16 protein-coding genes are annotated in these 15,732 nt (G+C 64.0%); 9 read left to right on the top strand and 7 right to left on the bottom strand.

The annotated features are described in order from the left end of the window. Both BRA1253DRAFT_RS11375 and BRA1253DRAFT_RS11380 read right to left on the bottom strand, forming a co-directional pair. A partial coding sequence (locus tag BRA1253DRAFT_RS11375; RefSeq protein ID WP_035993158.1) for a helix-turn-helix domain-containing protein occupies nt 1-358 on the bottom strand: 358 nt, incomplete at its 3' end. A gap of 273 nt (nt 359-631) precedes the next feature. Further along, nucleotides 632-1,969, bottom strand: a complete 1,338-nt coding sequence (locus tag BRA1253DRAFT_RS11380; protein WP_007594094.1) for a sorbosone dehydrogenase family protein — start codon at nt 1,967-1,969, stop codon at nt 632-634. A 227-nt stretch (nt 1,970-2,196) separates the two neighbouring features. Here BRA1253DRAFT_RS11380 and BRA1253DRAFT_RS11385 point away from each other — a divergent pair, with 227 nt between their 5' ends. From BRA1253DRAFT_RS11385 to BRA1253DRAFT_RS11395, 3 genes are all read left to right on the top strand, one after another. Beyond that, the gene (locus BRA1253DRAFT_RS11385) at nt 2,197-3,387 is read left to right on the top strand and encodes a urate hydroxylase PuuD (RefSeq protein WP_007594095.1); all 1,191 of its coding nucleotides are present in this window, start codon (nt 2,197-2,199) and stop codon (nt 3,385-3,387) included. Between the two features lie 145 nt (nt 3,388-3,532). Then, nucleotides 3,533-4,390 (top strand): VOC family protein, encoded by an 858-nt coding sequence (locus BRA1253DRAFT_RS11390; protein WP_007594097.1) that lies wholly within the window; start codon nt 3,533-3,535, stop codon nt 4,388-4,390. 79 nt (nt 4,391-4,469) lie between these two features. Then, nucleotides 4,470-4,745 carry a hypothetical protein gene (locus BRA1253DRAFT_RS11395; RefSeq protein ID WP_007594098.1) on the top strand — a complete coding sequence of 92 codons (276 nt, stop codon included), beginning with the start codon at nt 4,470-4,472 and terminating at the stop codon, nt 4,743-4,745. On the opposite strand, the gene BRA1253DRAFT_RS11400 is transcribed toward BRA1253DRAFT_RS11395, so the two are convergent. Further along, nucleotides 4,742-5,776: a L,D-transpeptidase gene (locus tag BRA1253DRAFT_RS11400; protein ID WP_007594100.1), complete on the bottom strand. Its 1,035-nt coding sequence runs from the start codon at nt 5,774-5,776 to the stop codon at nt 4,742-4,744. The genes BRA1253DRAFT_RS11395 and BRA1253DRAFT_RS11400 overlap by 4 nt on opposite strands. 182 nt (nt 5,777-5,958) lie before the next feature. Here BRA1253DRAFT_RS11400 and BRA1253DRAFT_RS11405 point away from each other — a divergent pair, with 182 nt between their 5' ends. Continuing rightward, complete coding sequence (locus BRA1253DRAFT_RS11405) at nt 5,959-6,915, top strand: lytic transglycosylase domain-containing protein (RefSeq protein ID WP_007594102.1); 957 nt, start codon at nt 5,959-5,961, stop codon at nt 6,913-6,915. 49 nt (nt 6,916-6,964) lie between these two features. Here the strand turns inward: BRA1253DRAFT_RS11405 and BRA1253DRAFT_RS11410 are convergent, their stop codons facing one another. Beyond that, nucleotides 6,965-8,089, bottom strand: coding sequence for a DUF1236 domain-containing protein (locus BRA1253DRAFT_RS11410; RefSeq protein ID WP_007594104.1), 1,125 nt, complete (start codon nt 8,087-8,089; stop codon nt 6,965-6,967). A 102-nt stretch (nt 8,090-8,191) separates the two neighbouring features. On the opposite strand from BRA1253DRAFT_RS11410, the gene BRA1253DRAFT_RS11415 reads away from it, so the two are divergent. After that, nucleotides 8,192-8,677 carry an NUDIX domain-containing protein gene (locus BRA1253DRAFT_RS11415; protein ID WP_007594105.1) on the top strand — a complete coding sequence of 162 codons (486 nt, stop codon included), beginning with the start codon at nt 8,192-8,194 and terminating at the stop codon, nt 8,675-8,677. On the opposite strand, the gene BRA1253DRAFT_RS11420 is transcribed toward BRA1253DRAFT_RS11415, so the two are convergent. Then, nucleotides 8,664-9,638 (bottom strand): tripartite tricarboxylate transporter substrate binding protein, encoded by a 975-nt coding sequence (locus BRA1253DRAFT_RS11420; RefSeq protein ID WP_007594107.1) that lies wholly within the window; start codon nt 9,636-9,638, stop codon nt 8,664-8,666. The two genes, BRA1253DRAFT_RS11415 and BRA1253DRAFT_RS11420, sit on opposite strands and share 14 nt — an antisense overlap. A gap of 439 nt (nt 9,639-10,077) precedes the next feature. On the opposite strand from BRA1253DRAFT_RS11420, the gene BRA1253DRAFT_RS11425 reads away from it, so the two are divergent. Both BRA1253DRAFT_RS11425 and BRA1253DRAFT_RS45995 read left to right on the top strand, forming a co-directional pair. Next, entirely contained in the window at nt 10,078-10,680 is a 603-nt protein-coding gene (locus BRA1253DRAFT_RS11425) for a hypothetical protein (protein ID WP_007594109.1), read from the top strand. Nucleotides 10,681-10,709: 29 nt separating this feature from the next. Then, nucleotides 10,710-10,967 carry an HGGxSTG domain-containing protein gene (locus BRA1253DRAFT_RS45995; protein ID WP_007594111.1) on the top strand — a complete coding sequence of 86 codons (258 nt, stop codon included), beginning with the start codon at nt 10,710-10,712 and terminating at the stop codon, nt 10,965-10,967. A 52-nt stretch (nt 10,968-11,019) separates the two neighbouring features. Here the strand turns inward: BRA1253DRAFT_RS45995 and BRA1253DRAFT_RS44415 are convergent, their stop codons facing one another. Both BRA1253DRAFT_RS44415 and BRA1253DRAFT_RS11430 read right to left on the bottom strand, forming a co-directional pair. Then, complete coding sequence (locus BRA1253DRAFT_RS44415) at nt 11,020-11,196, bottom strand: hypothetical protein (protein WP_007594113.1); 177 nt, start codon at nt 11,194-11,196, stop codon at nt 11,020-11,022. Then, nucleotides 11,193-11,456 (bottom strand): hypothetical protein, encoded by a 264-nt coding sequence (locus tag BRA1253DRAFT_RS11430; protein WP_007594115.1) that lies wholly within the window; start codon nt 11,454-11,456, stop codon nt 11,193-11,195. The genes BRA1253DRAFT_RS44415 and BRA1253DRAFT_RS11430 overlap by 4 nt, the downstream gene beginning before the upstream one ends. A 372-nt stretch (nt 11,457-11,828) precedes the next feature. Between BRA1253DRAFT_RS11430 and BRA1253DRAFT_RS11435 the strand changes: the two genes are divergently transcribed. Together BRA1253DRAFT_RS11435 and BRA1253DRAFT_RS11440 are read left to right on the top strand one after the other, a co-directional pair. Then, on the top strand, nt 11,829-13,340 hold the full coding sequence (locus tag BRA1253DRAFT_RS11435; protein WP_007594117.1) for a CYTH and CHAD domain-containing protein: 1,512 nt from the start codon (nt 11,829-11,831) through the stop codon (nt 13,338-13,340). 69 nt (nt 13,341-13,409) lie between these two features. After that, on the top strand, nt 13,410-15,029 hold the full coding sequence (locus tag BRA1253DRAFT_RS11440; protein ID WP_007594119.1) for an inorganic phosphate transporter: 1,620 nt from the start codon (nt 13,410-13,412) through the stop codon (nt 15,027-15,029). Nucleotides 15,030-15,732 lie beyond the last annotated feature (703 nt).

Raw genomic sequence — 15,732 nt, forward strand, 5'->3', positions numbered from 1 at the left:
GCCGAACCCTGCGGTCGCCGACCAGTCCCGCCCGTTTGAGAATCTCCCCGGCCGTCGAGGCCGATGGCCAATCCACATCCCCTTGACGAGCCTCAAGCTTGCTCACGATCTTGCGCGGCCCCCAGCTCGGCCGCTCAAGCCGCAGCCCCACAATCGCATCCACGATGTGCCGTGGCGTCGCGCGCCCATGCACCCGCGCGGCATGCGAGCGATCCCCAAGCCCTCCAGGTCCTTCCAGCCGGTAGCGCTCCAACCATTTGTAACCGGTCTTGCGACTAATCTCGTAACGCTCGCAAAGCTCCGTCATCGTCCACAAGCCGGTTCGCTGTTCCGAAATGAAGTTAACCCGTTGGTCCATTGCGCAGCTCTCTCTCCAAGGCATCGGCTGATCCTCCCAGCCGACAGAGAACTGTCACCCATCCATCTGGTCTACTGTGTTACCTATCTATCCGGTCTGGACATGCCTCTTCCTTCTCCCCTTGCGGGAGAAGGTGGCGCGAAGCGCCGGATGAGGGGTTTCTCTCCGCACACGCATATAAGGGAGTTCGCGGATAGAACCCCTCGCCCGTCTCGCCGCTGCGCGGCGAGCCACCCTCTCCCGCAAGGGGCGAGGGTACACCTCCACCGCGGCTCAGCGCACGCTTGTCACCCGCCAGATTGTCCCGTTGCCATCCTCCGACACCAGCAGCGATCCATCCTTCGCCACAGCAACACCGACCGGCCGCCCCCACACCTCGGTGTCGCTCACCACGAATCCCGTGACGAAATCCTCGTACTCGCCGGTCGGCTTGCCGTCCTTCATCCGGATGCGGATCACCTTGTAGCCGGTGCGCTTCGACCGGTTCCAGGAGCCGTGCTCGGCCGCGAAAGCATCGCCCTGGTATTCGGATGGAAACTGCGTGCCCTGATAAAAGGTCATGCCGAGCGAGGCCGAGTGCGGTTGCACCAGCACATCGGGTATCGTCACCTTGTCCTTGAGGTCCGGCCGCGCGCCGGCATGGCGCGGGTCTTCGTTGCCGCCGATATAGAACCACGGCCAGCCGTAGAACGCGCCTTCCTTCACGCTGGTCACATAGTCAGGCACGAGATCGTCGCCGAGCCCGTCGCGTTCGTTGGTCGAGCACCACGGCAGCCCGGTCTGTGGCTGGACCGCGAGTCCGACGCAGTTGCGGATACCAGTGGCGTAGATCTTCCGCTCCTTGCCATCAGGATTGAAGGCCAGCACGGCGGCGCGCTCGGTCTCGCTCGCCCACGCCGCACCAAGCGGATGGGTTTTCGACCACACATCCAATCCGCCCGGCGGCGTACCCATGCCCTCGGCGACGTTGCTGAGCGAGCCGACCGACACCAGCATGCGCTTGTTGTCAGGTGTGAAGACGATGTCGCGGGTGGAATGACCGCCGTCATGCGGCAGGCCCGCCACGATCGTCTCCGCCTTGCCGCGCGCCTTGAGATCGCCGGCCTGGTACGGAAAGCGGACCACGCTGTCGGTGTTGGCGACATAGACCCATTGCGAATTATCGCCGTTCGGAAAGAAGGCGATGCCGAAGGGCTGCCGCAGTCCGGCAGCGAACACCTCATTGGTCGCGGCCTTGCCGTTTTCGCCGGCGCGCATCACGCGGATGTTGCCCGCGCGCGTCTCGGCGACGAAGATATCGCCGTTCGGCGCCACGCGCACGATGCGCGGAGCCCGCAGGCCCTCGGCGAACAGCTCGATCTTGAAGCCGGTTGGCACCTGAAGCGCACCCTCCGGTGGGCGCGGCACCACGCGCGACGACCTCGCAACCGACCGCGTGGCGCCGGGCCTGACCAGATCCTGCGGCCGGATCAATCTGACCGTGCCAGGCTTGTCGGCCTGCCAATCGCCGTAGGCATCCTTGCCCTGCAGCACCGGCTCCGCCTGGGCGCAGCTCGCGACCGCGACCAGCCACCCGGCGGACATCGCTACGAACGAAATCCTGTTCCTCACGTCGTTTCCTCCCGGCCGTCGCGTCTGGCGCATCAACGACGCGCAAACGTTCTGCGACAGGACAAATGCCTGCCGAATCCCACGTCAGCTCATGCCCGCACGATGTGCATCAGCCGCAGCCCATCGTACTGGAAAATGCGGCTGATCGGTGCGACACATTGTAAGGGCGGGCCGCCGGTTGCGGTCATCAAGGCTGCGGCATTGGGGTCGCATCTGTTGGGGTGATCATGTGGGGATCCATCATATCGGAATGGGCTAGCCTGCTGCTCCGCTGGCTCCACGTGGTCGCAGCGATCGCCTGGATCGGCAGCTCCTTCTATTTCATCGCCCTCGACCTCAGCCTCAAGCCTGACAGCGATCTGCCGGACGGCGTGCAGGGCGAGGCCTGGCAGGTCCATGGCGGCGGGTTCTATCGGATCATGAAATATCTGGTCGCGCCGGCCCAGATGCCGGACGAGCTGACCTGGTTCAAATGGGAGGCCTACACCACCTGGCTGTCCGGCTTCGCGCTGATGGTTGTGGTGTATTATCTCGAGGCCGATTTGTTCCTGGTCGACAAGTCGATCCTCGACCTCACGCCATTCCAGGCCGGCCTATTCAGCCTCTGCAGCCTCGCGCTGGCATGGCTGCTCTATGAAGGCGCCTGCCGTACCGGGCTCGCGCAGCGCGAGCTCCCCTTCGCCATCGGCGGCTATCTGTTCCTGGTGGCATTGACCTATGCTTTCACCCACGTGCTGAGCGGGCGCGGCGCCTTCAACCAGATCGGGGCGATCATCGGCACCATCATGGTCGCCAACGTCTTCACGCTGATCATCCCGAACCAGAAGAAGATCGTGGCCGCCCTGCTCGCGGGCCAGGCGCCCGATCCAAAGCTCGGCAAGGCCAGCAAGGAACGCTCGGTCCACAACAACTATTTGACGCTGCCTGTCGTCGTGCTGATGATCAGCAACCACTATCCCCTACTCTATGCCACCCGCTACAACTGGATCATCGTCGCCATCATCCTGGCGCTCGGCCCCGTGATCCGGCACTTCTTCAACGAGGGGCATGCCGGGCGCAAATCGCCATGGTGGGTGTGGGGCGTTGCAGCGGCCGGCGTGATCGCAATCCTCTTTCTCTCGGCGGCCGGCCCGCGCGAGGTCAAGACAAGCGCGCTGTCAGCGCAGCCGACCCTCGCCAATGTCGAGGAGATCGTGATGTCCCGCTGCAGCATGTGCCACGCCGCCGAGCCGGTCTGGGCCGGCATCGTCACCGCGCCGAAGGGCATCTTGCTCGACGCGCCCGAGCACATCCATCGCAACATCCGCTTGATCGGCCGCGTCGCCGCCTGGTCCAATGCCATGCCGCCGGGCAACATCACCGAAATGACCAGCGAGGAGCGCGCCATCCTCGCCGCCTATCTCGAGCAGGCTCGCTGACACCATTGCGCGTCGATATCGCCTTTCGCGGAATGAAATTTCCGCATGTCCCGCCGATTTGAAAATGACTTGACCGCCTATCCGGCGTAGACAGGATTTGTGGCCGTCAACGGCGGTCCAGTCAGTTTGCATCCGGGGAAGAACAGTGGCTCTCAAGAACGTCATCGGTATCGACCACGCCGTGGTCATGGTTCAGGACCTCGACAAGGCCGCCGAGAATTACCGGCAGCTCGGCTTCACCATCTCGCCGCGCGGCACTCACAGCGCACATATGGGCACCGGCAACTACACCATCATGTTCGACCCGGATTATATGGAGCTGCTCGGCGTGCTCGCGGCGACCGAGCACAACGCGCCGGCGCGTGCCTTCCTCGACAAGCGCGGCGAAGGCATCGAGCGCATCGCCTTCACCGCGGTCGATTCCACCGCCGGCGCAGAGGAAATCCGCGCACGCGGCCTGGAGCCGATCGGCCCGACCGATTTCGAACGGCCCGTGACGCTGCCTGACGGCACGATCTCGGCAGCGAAATTCCGCACCTTTATGTGGCCGACCGCGGAAGCGCCCGGCGGCGTGCGCATTTTCGCCTGCCAGCACAAGACGCGGGAGACGGTGTGGATTCCCGCGCTGATGAAGCACGCCAATGCGGCCAAGCGGATCAAGCAGACATTGATCGCAGCGCCCGAACCCGCGAAGGAAGCTGCGCATCTGGGGCGGCTGATCGACCGCGAGCCGAAGAGTGAAACCGATGGCGCGGTGACCGTGCCCTCCGGTGGCGATCGGGCCGATTTCGTTTACTTGACGCTGGAGCAGCTCGGCAAACGCTATCCCGGCGTGCCGCTCGCGGGTCTTTCCGAACGCGGAGGCGCTGCCCTGGTGCTCGTGAGCGGCGATCTCGCGGCCACCGAGAAGGCGCTTGGTTCGGCAGCGGTGCGCAGCGGGTCTGCGATCTGCGTGCCGCCGGCCAAGGCGAACGGCACTCTGCTCGCCTTTGTTGCCGGCTGATTTGAACTAATTCTTTAACAAGCGTTTTACCGGGCCGCCCTAGGCTTCTGGGCTACCCGCGCCTTCAGGGGCCAAGCGCATGTTCAAAGAGAAATCGCCGATCGCCTATGACGCGCCGGCCGAACTGAAGAAGTGGCCGTCGCTGAAAGGCGAGAGGCAGAAGGATCGAGGTCCGCCCTATCTCGTCTACGACGGCACGCTCGCCGACTGCGTCCGCGAGCTCATGGGCAAGCCGATCAAAGGCATCTCGCTTTACGACATCATGACGAGGCCGCAAGCAGCGTTCGACCAGACCGTGCTATCGCCCGGCGATGCCGCCGAGATCGCGATGCGCAAGGACTTTCCCAAAGACTAGTTCGAGGCGCGCCTGCCGACGGACTTCCGCCGCTGCTCGGACGAGGAGTCCGTCGGCGCATCCAGGAAGACCACCGGTGTGCCGCGCTTGACGTGCTCGCCCAGCGCGCGCACGTCCCAATTGGTCAGCCTGACGCAGCCATGCGACGCCGACTTGCTGACCCTGTCGGGCTCCGCCGTTCCGTGGATGCCGTAACCCTGCGCGGACAAGCCGATCCAGTATGCTCCTACCGGATTGTTCGGGCCCGGCTGAACATCGAACGGCTTTTTCGATTTGACGCTTCTGAACTTGTAGTCGGGGTTGTAGTGATAGACCGGATTCTCGTGGGCGCTGGTGACCTTGAGCGTACCGCTCGGCGTGGGACGATCCGGACTTCCGATTGACGCAGGATAGAATGCGATGAGGGTGCCGCCCTCGTCGAATGCTTTCAGCGTGCCGTTCTTCTTGTCGATGTCGAGCCGCGCGATGTGCGGCAGCTCTCGCCGCGCCGGAACGTTTGCAACGACGATGGTCACTCCGGCCTTGTCGAAGGCCTTGTCCGGGTTGAGCGCCCTGAGCAGATCTGCGCTCATGTGGAATTTCTCGGCAAGCCCTTCGAGCGGACTGGTGTAGCTCAGCGCCTTCAGCGGCTTCATGTCATCAAGCTTGCCGGGCAGCTCCTTCAGAAACGGCCCCTTCACATCCGCATCCGTGATCTTGTATTCGATCAGGACCGGGCCTTCGCTCGCGGCGTTCAACTTATCCCAAAGCTCCGGTGCGATCGTTTTGTCGGATGCAACGCCGTTCTGCTCGGCGAATGCCTTCAGCGCCTTCTGCGCGTTCTCCCCGAGCTTGCCGTCGATCTCCCCCGGCGAGAACCGCGCACGGTCGAGCAAAATCTCAAGCTTCACGATCGATGCGTTGAGCTTATCGGCAGCAATTTGCTTTGCGGGACGCGCAGCGTCGTTCACCGCTGCTGGATCAAGATTGCCTGCAAGCGCCGCAGAGATCACCGACAGCGAAATCACCGCGCCAAGCATCCATCGCATCATCTTGCTCGTCCCAATTCGCCATGCCCGCAAATTCGCGGAGAAAAGAGTTTCCTGGCGGGAACACCGTAGTAACACCGGCGGAACCGGTGAGACCGCAGCTTTGCCGCAATCGCACGGTTAAGAACTCCTTATCGCCGGCGCACCGCTGGCCGTTCACCCACAGTTCGAGGTTGCTCCAGCAAATGCGATTTGTCGTCGCGGCTTGCGCCGCGTTCATGATTCTGATGTGCGACTTCGATCCGTCGGTGTCCCGCCAAACGTCAGCCTTCGATCACACCGTTCTTCAAAACACTCAGGCCTCGCCACTTGTTCCGGTGGTCGAACTGTTCCTCGCAAGCGTGCAGGCGCTTGAGCTCGCCAATGCGCGTGCGTCCTATGAGGAGACGTCCGAGCCGCCGGATACGGTCGAACCCGTCGCGCAGGCGCCGGTTTCGCCGACGGAGCGCTTCTGCCACGCGCTTCGTGGAGCGGCCGAGGCCAGCGGGATTCCAGTGCCGTTCTTTGCGCGCCTGATCTGGCAGGAGAGCCGCTTCAAGTCGAACGAGGTCAGCCAGGCCGGCGCGCAAGGCGTCGCACAGTTCATGCCGCAAACCGCAGCGGAGGTCGGGCTGGATGATCCGTTCGATGCGATGAAGGCGCTGCCGGCGTCGGCCAAATTCCTGCGCAAGCTACGCGACGATTTCGGCAATCTCGGACTTGCCGCAGCCGCCTACAACGCAGGCCCCGGCCGGATCCAGAAATGGCTTGCCAAAGAGAGCGAGCTGCCGCGTGAGACACGCGACTATGTCCGCATCATCACCGGCACCAGGGCCGAGGACTGGACCGAGCGCGCGGAAGCCCTCGCGATCCGGATCGACCTGCCGCGCGAAGCTCCCTGCGAGGGCATCGGCAGCCTGTCCAAGACGAAAGACGTCGCCTGGGTTCCGGTGAACCTGACGCCCTCGGTCACGACCATCATTCGCAAGGCGGAGCAGCTGGCGGCGCGATTGACGGCCAGCCGCGCACGCAAGCGGCTCGCGTCCCTGATCCGGAAGAGCACCCACGGTAAGGCACGCAACATGATCGCCGCGCGCGCGGCGGGAAAGAGCGCGAAGGCCCGCGCCATCCGTTTTGCAGCGCGCGAACGATCTTCGGGCTGATGCGAAATCCGGAAGCCGCTCGATGGAGCGGCTTCCGGTGGTCCGCGAACTAGTCGATCTCCTCGATGATGCGGCGTTCGCTGGGCTCGACGACATAGGTCCGTGTATCGCGGTGAATGTAGCGGTATTCGCGCAGGTCGGGGGCGTCCCGGTAGACGCTGCTCGGGAATTCCTCGACCTCGACACTCTCGGGAACGCGGTCACCAACATGAATTTCGGACCGCGCAGTGCTGCCGGTGGTCTGTCGTTCGCTCCGTCCCTCGGTGCGGGTCTTCGCATGCTTGCGGATCACTTCGCGATCGCGATCCGAAAACTTGCTGGCGCTGCGCTCGCGCGTGGTCGTCGTTGTCGCGGTGGATTGTCCCGAGTAAGGCAGCACCGTCACGATCTTGTATGTCGCCGGATCGACCACCACGATCTCATCCTTCACCAGCGCAAAGCTGTAGCCGCGATATTGCGGCACGATCTCGACCACGTCGGGCGGCAGCGTCGACAGCTGGACATCGCGCGGCACCACCGTGCCGACGTTGAGCGAGAAATTGACGCTGGTCAGCGGCCGCACGTTGAGATGGGAGATGGACGCGCTGATCTTGGTCTCCTGCTGCTTGTCGAGGTTGACGTTAGTGCGGGCGGCGGTCTGTGAATTGGCGCCGGTCCGCTCGCCCTGCGCCTGATTGCTGCTCGGCGCGTTTGGCGATTGCTGGGCCTGGTTGGTTCCAGATGCACCGGGCGCCTGCTGTGCCTGATTGGTATTGTTCGACGGAGGATTGGAGCGATCCTGCGTCTGGTTCGCGTTCGCCGCCGGCGGATTGGCGCTCTGCTGCGAGGCGGGCTGGTTGCCGGCCGCGTTCGAGTTTGCCGTACCGCTGGATGGCCGGGACGACGTGTCCGCGCTGTTGGTGGCATTGGTCCCGGAGCCGGAATTGGCAGACCCGGAAGACGGTGTGGTCGCCTGGGTATTCTGCGTCGACGCTGCCGGCGTTGATGATTGCTGCGGCTGCGACGTGGTCTGTTGCGTTTGTGCCGCGCCAGAGGGCGACGTGTTGGACGGAGCTGCGGAATTCGACTGGGATTGCGGCGTCTGCTCGGATTTGGTGTTCGTGCTTGGCGATTGCGCAAAGGCGGCGTTCGCCAGCACCAGCCCTAAGGCTGTCGTTGCCAACAGGCGGATCATGGTTCACTCCCTTGTTCGGTCAAAGCGTTGGCTATTAACCTGCGCTAAAACCGTCTGTTCCACTTTTTCCCGGGCGAATGCGCCGCCTGCAGGGAACCTGCGATGCCATCGAAAAGCGCCGGGATCATTGCCTATCGGAAGCGCCGGGGAATTGAGGTTCTCCTCGTTCATCCCGGAGGACCGTTCTGGCGCAACAAGGACCTCGGTGCCTGGTCGATCCCGAAGGGCGAGTATGCGGACGAAGAAGACGCAGACATCGCGGCGCGACGGGAGTTTGCCGAGGAGCTTGGACTTGAGCTGTCCGTGCCGCTGACTTCGCTTGGTCAGGTCAAGCAGCGCGGCGGCAAGATCGTCACCGCGTTCGCGGCTGAGTTGGACCTCGACGTGCGCAGCATTCGCAGCAACAGTTTCGAGATGGAATGGCCGCCGCGCAGCGGCAAACGTCAGACCTTTCCGGAGGTCGATCGTGCCGAATGGTTCACGCTCGCAGAAGCGCACGGGAAGATCAACACAGGACAGCGCCCGCTGCTCGAGCGGCTGGCTGAGGTGGTCGGCATCACGCCAAGCAGACGCCCTACTCCGCCTTGATGTTTGCCGCCGCCACGACTTCGGCAAGCTCCTTGGTCTCCTTCGCGATCTTGGCGGTGTACTCGGCCGGACTGAGCACGCTGACGACGCCCTGCGTCTCCAGCCGCTCACGTAACACGGGATCGTTGGCGGCGGCGACGATCTCCCGGTGCAGCATCTCGAGCGTCGGTGCGGGCGTTGCCTTCGGGATGAAGAAGCCGACCCAGAACGAGATGTCGAAACCGGGATAGCCGGCTTCCGCGACGGTCGGCACATCCGGCAGCGCCGGCAGCCGCTCGGCTGAGGACACCGCGAGCGCGCGCAGCTTGCCGGCCTTCACCAGCGGCACGGCGGACAAGGGATCGAACACCGCCAGGACCTCCTGCGCGAGGATGCCGACCTCGGACGCCGCACCACCGCGATAAGGCACGTGGATCATCCTGACGCCGGCTTTCTGGCTGAGCAGCTCCATGGCGAGATGGGCGAGGTTGCCGTTGCCGCCCGAGCCGTAGGCAAGCGCGCCGGGCGCAGCCTTTGCCGCGGCGACGAGATCAGCGACGGTGTTGATGTTGGCCGTCTTGGGATTCTCCGGGTTGACCACGAGCACGAGCGGCGCCGACACGACGGTGGTGAGCGGCGAAAAGTCCTTTTCCGGGTCGTAGCGGATATCCCTGAACAGCGTCTTGTTGAGCGTGATCGTGGATGAGTTGCAGGCCAGCATCGTGTAGCCGTCGCCTTCTGCACGGGCGACGCCTTCGGCTGCGATCATGCCGTTGGCGCCGGCGCGGTTCTCGACCACGAAGGCTTGTCCGAGCTTGTTACTCAGCCGATCGGCGACGATGCGCGCGACGACGTCGACCGGGCCGCCCGCGCTGAAGCCGACCATGATCTTGACCGGCCGCACCGGATATTTTTGCGCGAGGGCCTCCGTCGTCGCGCACAATCCGGCGACGATCGCCAGCAGGCGAAGCGTTCGTTGCATTCGTTCTCTCCCCAGACGAATCGCGCCGCTTTGCATGACGCGGCGGATTCGCGGATCATGATGAGCGGCCGTGCCGGATTTCGCAATCGCGTTTGCAGGCCGGCATTCCGTCGCGCGGCAGGTCGGAGCAGCTTCAAAACAAAAAACGCGAAAACAACCCCATGCACAGTAGCCGGCACCTGCAAGAACAAGGACTTCCACGGACCAGAATTTGCACGAACGAGGATTGCGCGCTTCGCAATCTTCGTTTGACTCGTCGGGCAAAACACCGGCAGAATGCCATCATCGCAACATTCGCCTGCGTCCACGCCGCCCGACTACGGGGCGCCTCGCGGCAATTGTGCGTAAGCCCTTCATCAACATCCCGAAAATCCCACAGGCGCGCAGCGAGCGATCGATGCCGCGCGCAATGAGCCCGCTCGGGCAAAGGACACAGCACATGACGACATCTGCGAAACGCCACAGCACGCTGCCGGTTGCGGCAAACGATCGCAGCGGCCCCGCCGCGCGCCCGCGGATCAAGCTCTACAAGCGGGGGATTGCGATCCTTCATGCCGACCCGCAAGCCGGCGAACGGCTGCTGGCCGAGGCGCTCGGCGCCGCCGACCGCGACGCGCTGCATGGTCTGCTCAGCCAATTGGTGAAGGCCAGCGTGATCGGGCGCAAGCCCGATGAAGCCAACCTCGCCTTCCTGATCTCGCTGGTGAAGAATATCGCGCCGAAGGACTCGATCGAGGCCATGCTCGCAGTGCAGATGGCGTCCGTTCACGCCGCAGCGATGCGCTCCGCCTGCCGCCTCGCCCTCACCGATGACATCCCGCAGCAGGAGAGCCTCACACGCGCGCTGACCCGGCTGGCCCGCACCTTCGCAAGCCAGATCGAGGCACTGAGCCGCCACCGCAACAACGGCGAGCGCGCGATCACGGTCCGGAATTTGTCGGTGCAGGACGGCGGCAGGGCGATCGTAGGCAACGTCACGCAACACGCCAGCATGATCGTCGCGGAGCCGAACGTTGACGTAGAGGACGGCGCCATCGCATGAGCAGCGATCACGTTCGCAACACCAGCCCGATGCAAGCGAGCCGCCGCTGCGGCGCAAGGGCTCGTAGTGGTACCCCCTGTTGCGCGCCGGCGGTGCGCGGCAAGAGTCGATGTCGCATGCATGGCGGCGCCGCAAGGACAGGCGCGCCGCCCGGCAACCGCAATGCGCGGAAGCATGGGATGTTCACGGGGGAAGCGGTAGCGGAGCGGAACAACGTTCGGACGCTGCTGGATCAGGCAGGCGAACTGCTTCGCGAACTAAGCCGCGCCAGTCCGTCGGCGGAATGACAGCGAACGGCTGTTGCGCGTAGCGTCGATTGCGACCGTGGATATCCGGAGGTCACGGCGACCATCGATCGTGCTCCTCGCGGTAGGCATGCTCGTTGAGACGGTCGGCGATCTCCTCCGCCACCGGCTCGCTTTCGGCGTCCGCAAGCGGTTCGCCCTTGTTGGTCTTGACGGTCGTCTTGCTGGTCTCAACCGGGAAGTCATCTGGATGGATCGCGGGCTTTTTCATGGCTCGTCCTTCGGTGGCGGTTCGTCAACCAATTCAAACACCGGCTCGAGATCGTCTCTCGCCTGCCTCAAGACGCTGGCCGCGCGCTGCACATCGGCGCCGCCGCTGTCGACGAGATTCGCGTGCCAAGTCCTTCCCACGCCGGTGATCTCAACCGGCGTGATCGCGATCTCCTTCACGAGCTCGCAGTCTGGATGCGCATGGACAATGGCAAGCACCCCGGCCGTGAGGTCTCGAACGGTGATCGCGGTTCTGGACATCGACGTATTTGCTCTCCGGTCAATCGCTGCGGCAAGCCTGGCTCTCGGCAGGATCCGCCCGGCTCAATCCGACGCCGTCCTTGCCGAATCCGCGCGACTGGTACGGGTTCCTTCGCCGGTATCCAGACGATAAAGCGCAGCAGCACCGCCAGCGAGGATGAGCACGATGATCAGGATCGCAATTGCGTTCGTTCGCCTCAAGGCTGCCTCCTTCAATCGTGGTGCTGCTCCTCAATCGAGCACGCTGGCGCCGGGTTCCGTGAAGTTTCCATGACTTGCGGCGCCCCTGATCGCCAGCCGCTTTGAAATGCTCGCAGCATCGGAACTTCCCGCGGGTGCGCCACTTTGAATGGGCAACGGAAAGATCCAGCCATGAATGCAGAAACGGAACTGAAATTCCGGATTTCACCGCACAAACTGTCGTCGATTTTGCGGAGCGGCGCTGCGGGCCAGCGCCGCGACAAATCCGAGCAGACGCTGGTATCGACCTACTACGATACGAACAGGCACAAGCTGAGGCGCCACGGCCTAACGCTACGCGTTCGCAAGATCGAGGACCGCTACGTGCAAACCGTCAAAGCAGGCAGCGCGGGCGGCGTATGGCGCGGAGAATGGGAGCACGAGGTCTCCGGCGCAAATCCCGATCTTGCCAAGACCAGCCATACACCGCTCCGGCGCCTTGCTACGGGGAAACTTCCCCGCAAGCTGAAGCCGGTATTCCAGACCGACATCCGTCGGATGGCGCAGGCCCGCCGCGTACGAAAGAGCCAGATCGAACTCGCCGTCGACCGGGGCCGCATCAGCGCCGGGCGGCGGTCACGGCCCGTTGCCGAACTGGAGCTGGAACTCAAATCCGGACATGTCGCGGACCTGTTCCGCCTCGCGCGCCATCTCGAACGCCGAACGGGGGCCGAGCTTGATCTGCGCTCCAAGGCCGAGCGCGGTTACCAGCTCGTCGCGAACAGCGGCGGCGGCGCGCAACATGCCGAGGCGATCGAGCTCATTCCCGAGCAATCGCCGCACGAGGCATTCCGCGTGATCGCGCATTCGACGCTGCGTCACATCACGGCGAACGCCGATCCTGTGCGTGACCTCGATGCCGAGGGCGTTCATCAGATGCGCGTCGGGCTGCGGCGCCTGCGCGCGGCGATTTCGCTGTTCGGCGACATCCTGCCGCGAGCAAGCACGGCGCGGATCAAGGCCGAGCTGAAATGGCTCACCGACGAACTGGCGCCTGCGCGTGAAATCGACGTGTTTCTGAAGGAGAGCATACAGCCGATCACCAGGCACGGCGTCCCGGCACGCGGCGCACGGGCGATCCGCGAGAGGTTCTCAAGGCAAAGGATGGCGGCTTTCAAGCGCGCCCGCGACGCGGTCGCGGCGGCGCGTTACCGCCGCCTGCTGATCGATACGATCGAGTGGATCGAAGCCGGACGGCCTCGCGTCGATGACGACCGCTCGATCGCCGCCTACGCCGCGGAGGTGCTGGATCGGCGCATCAGGAAGGCGCGAAAGCAAGGCAAGCGACTGAATTTTCTCGATCCGGTGCAACGCCACAAGCTGCGGATCAAGATCAAGAAGATTCGCTATGCAACCGACTTCTTCAGCAGCCTTTACGGCGATCGCGGCCAGAGGGAGCTTGCAGCTCTTTCCGGCCGGCTGAAGCAGATTCAATCGGCCCTGGGATCGCTGAACGACTTCATGACACACCGCAAACTGGCGACCGAGGCTGCGCTGGCGGCGCCGCCTGCACACCGCCGCGCCCAGGCTTTCACATCGGGGGTCATCGTCGGCCAGGAACGCGAGGCCGCCGATGGCCTGATGAAGGACGCGGCAAAGGAGCTGCACCGGTTGCGCCGGCTGCGCGCCGTGCCCAGCGGCTGAGCTGAGGCTCCCATGGATTTCCTGATCCGCCGGGATCATCGCTGACAGACTGACCGCCGAGCAATCCCCATGTCCGATCTCGCACTCAACGATGCACGTCCGGCCGCGCAAGCCGCCGCCAAACCCGACCTCCACAAGAAACCCCATGTCAGCATGGTGGCGGTCTTCCTGCTCTTCCTCGTCAGCGGCATCGGCTATGCCGCCTACGGCATCTTCACCGATACGCAAAGCGTCGGCGAGCCACTCGCGATCAGTGCGCTGCTGCTGCTGGGCGTCGCCCTCATGATCGCACTCGGCTTCGAATTCGTGAACGGCTTCCATGACACCGCCAATGCAGTCGCGACCGTCATCTACACCCACAGCCTGCCGCCGCTGACCGCGGTGATCTGGTCGGGCGTGTTCAACTTTCTCGGCGTGCTCGTTTCCACCGGCGCGGTGGCCTACAGCGTGATCACGCTGTTGCCGGTCGACCTGATCCTCCAGGTCGGCAGCGCCGCCGGCTACGCCATGATCTTCGCCCTGCTGATCGCGGCAATCATCTGGAATCTCGCGACTTGGTCGATGGGCATCCCGAACAGCTCGTCGCACTGTCTGATCGGATCGATCATGGGCGTCGGGCTTACCAACGAGCTTCTCGCCCCCGCCGGGCAGGCCACGTCGGGGGTCGACTGGACCCAGGCCATGAGCGTGGGCAAGGCGCTGCTGTTCAGTCCGGTGGTCGGCTTCGCGTTGTCGGCCTTGCTGCTGCTGTTGCTGAAGGCCGTCGTTCCCGTGCCGAAGCTGTACCAGGAGCCGAAGGGCAAGACGCCGTGGTGGATCCGCGGCATCCTGATCCTGACCTGCACCGGCGTGTCCTTTGCGCATGGCGGCAATGACGGGCAGAAGGGCATGGGCCTCATCATGCTGATCCTGATCGGCGTGGCGCCGACCGCCTACGCTCTGAACCGGACCATGCCGGATTCGAGCACGCCGGCGTTCGTCGACATCACCAGCAAGGCGAAGTGGGTGTTCGCGGCGCATGCACAAGGCGCTCAGCAGGTCAGTCCGAACGATGCACGCGGCCTGATCGGGACCGCGCTCAAGACCCGGAACCTGAACCGGCCGGACGTGTTCGCAGCGCTCGCAAGCCTGTCCGACGAGGTCGCCAATGGCGTGAAGAGCTACGGATCGATCAGCCGGGTTCCGGCGGCGGCGACGCCCAATATGCGCAACGACATGTACCTGGCGGCCGACGCCATCCGTCTGCTGCCCGAGGCGGGCGCCAAGCTCGAGCCGGCCGATGCCGCGATCCTGAAGAACTATCGCACCAGCCTGGAAGACGGCACGCGCTTCATTCCCACCTGGGTCAAGGTCTCGGTCGCGATCGCGCTTGGCCTCGGCACCATGGTCGGCTGGCGGCGGATCGTCGTGACGGTCGGTGAGCGCATCGGCAAGCAGCACCTGACCTACGCGCAAGGTGCTTCGGCCGAGCTGGTGGCCGCCGGCACCATCCTCGGCGCTGAGTTTTACGGCATGCCGGTGTCGACCACGCATATCTTGTCAAGCGGCGTCGCCGGCACCATGGCGGCTAACGGCTCGGGGCTGCAGACGGGCACGATCAGGAACATCGTGTTGGCATGGGTTCTGACATTGCCCGCGGCCATGCTGATCGCCGGCCTGCTGTATATGATGTTCCACGCCGTGATCTGACCGTTCGCCATCTGCAACGATGGTCTGTCGGCGCGCCACTTGCGCACGGGCCGCCCGATCGTGTAACGCCACCGAAAAGCTGATCGGGACGGGACGCTGATGGGGACCGCGCCACCAACGACGCGGGCGGTGCCCGCGCGCTGATCCTTGCGTTGCTCGCATTGGAGCGAGATCAAAATAGCTGTCTTCTCACCCGCCGTGCACGGCAAGTCTCGCTGCCGCATGCACGGCGGCGCACGGAGATCAGGCGCGCCGAAAGGAAATCAGAATGCGCAAACGCACGGCGCATTCACGCGTGATGCGGCCGCTGAACGAAGGCAGCTTCACGAGGTGCTGGATGATGCGTTGAAGCTACTTGGGGAGCTGTCGCGAGTTGCCGAATAGATTCTCAAGCCAGCGTAGATCGCAATTGTTGTTGACGAGGACGCTTGCAGAGACCCGCAACAGATGCCCTGCAGACTTGCACCGTGGGTCATTTTCTTAAAGTCCCTGAGGGCTTTGCTCGGCTACGCCGTCACGAGCGGACAAGCTCGGCGCCAGCCTGGAGATCGGCTAAGGGTTGAAAAGCAGCAGTGGGCGCCAAGCAAATGCTGTTGGTCCACGCCTGGGCGGGCTAACGCTGCGCTGGCGCGCCAGAAAGCCCTTGACGCAACAGAACACCATGGATTTGGATCGGTCGGAGGGCCTTGATTAGTCGATGGAC

It is taken from the genome of Bradyrhizobium sp. WSM1253 (genome assembly GCF_000244935.1).
Classification (GTDB): Bacteria; Pseudomonadota; Alphaproteobacteria; order Rhizobiales; family Xanthobacteraceae; genus Bradyrhizobium; species Bradyrhizobium canariense.

Excerpts from the sequence above, each read along its gene's own strand:
- BRA1253DRAFT_RS11385 (WP_007594095.1), top strand. The coding sequence starts at position 2,197 with ATGTGGGGATCCATCATATCGGAATGGGCTAGCCTGCTGCTCCGCTGG.
- BRA1253DRAFT_RS11395 (WP_007594098.1), top strand. The coding sequence starts at position 4,470 with ATGTTCAAAGAGAAATCGCCGATCGCCTATGACGCGCCGGCCGAACTG.
- BRA1253DRAFT_RS11400 (WP_007594100.1), bottom strand. The coding sequence starts at position 5,776 with ATGATGCGATGGATGCTTGGCGCGGTGATTTCGCTGTCGGTGATCTCT.
- BRA1253DRAFT_RS11405 (WP_007594102.1), top strand. The coding sequence starts at position 5,959 with ATGCGATTTGTCGTCGCGGCTTGCGCCGCGTTCATGATTCTGATGTGC.
- BRA1253DRAFT_RS11410 (WP_007594104.1), bottom strand. The coding sequence starts at position 8,089 with ATGATCCGCCTGTTGGCAACGACAGCCTTAGGGCTGGTGCTGGCGAAC.
- BRA1253DRAFT_RS11415 (WP_007594105.1), top strand. The coding sequence starts at position 8,192 with ATGCCATCGAAAAGCGCCGGGATCATTGCCTATCGGAAGCGCCGGGGA.
- BRA1253DRAFT_RS11420 (WP_007594107.1), bottom strand. The coding sequence starts at position 9,638 with ATGCAACGAACGCTTCGCCTGCTGGCGATCGTCGCCGGATTGTGCGCG.
- BRA1253DRAFT_RS11425 (WP_007594109.1), top strand. The coding sequence starts at position 10,078 with ATGACGACATCTGCGAAACGCCACAGCACGCTGCCGGTTGCGGCAAAC.
- BRA1253DRAFT_RS45995 (WP_007594111.1), top strand. The coding sequence starts at position 10,710 with ATGCAAGCGAGCCGCCGCTGCGGCGCAAGGGCTCGTAGTGGTACCCCC.
- BRA1253DRAFT_RS44415 (WP_007594113.1), bottom strand. The coding sequence starts at position 11,196 with ATGAAAAAGCCCGCGATCCATCCAGATGACTTCCCGGTTGAGACCAGC.
- BRA1253DRAFT_RS11430 (WP_007594115.1), bottom strand. The coding sequence starts at position 11,456 with ATGTCCAGAACCGCGATCACCGTTCGAGACCTCACGGCCGGGGTGCTT.
- BRA1253DRAFT_RS11435 (WP_007594117.1), top strand. The coding sequence starts at position 11,829 with ATGAATGCAGAAACGGAACTGAAATTCCGGATTTCACCGCACAAACTG.
- BRA1253DRAFT_RS11440 (WP_007594119.1), top strand. The coding sequence starts at position 13,410 with ATGTCCGATCTCGCACTCAACGATGCACGTCCGGCCGCGCAAGCCGCC.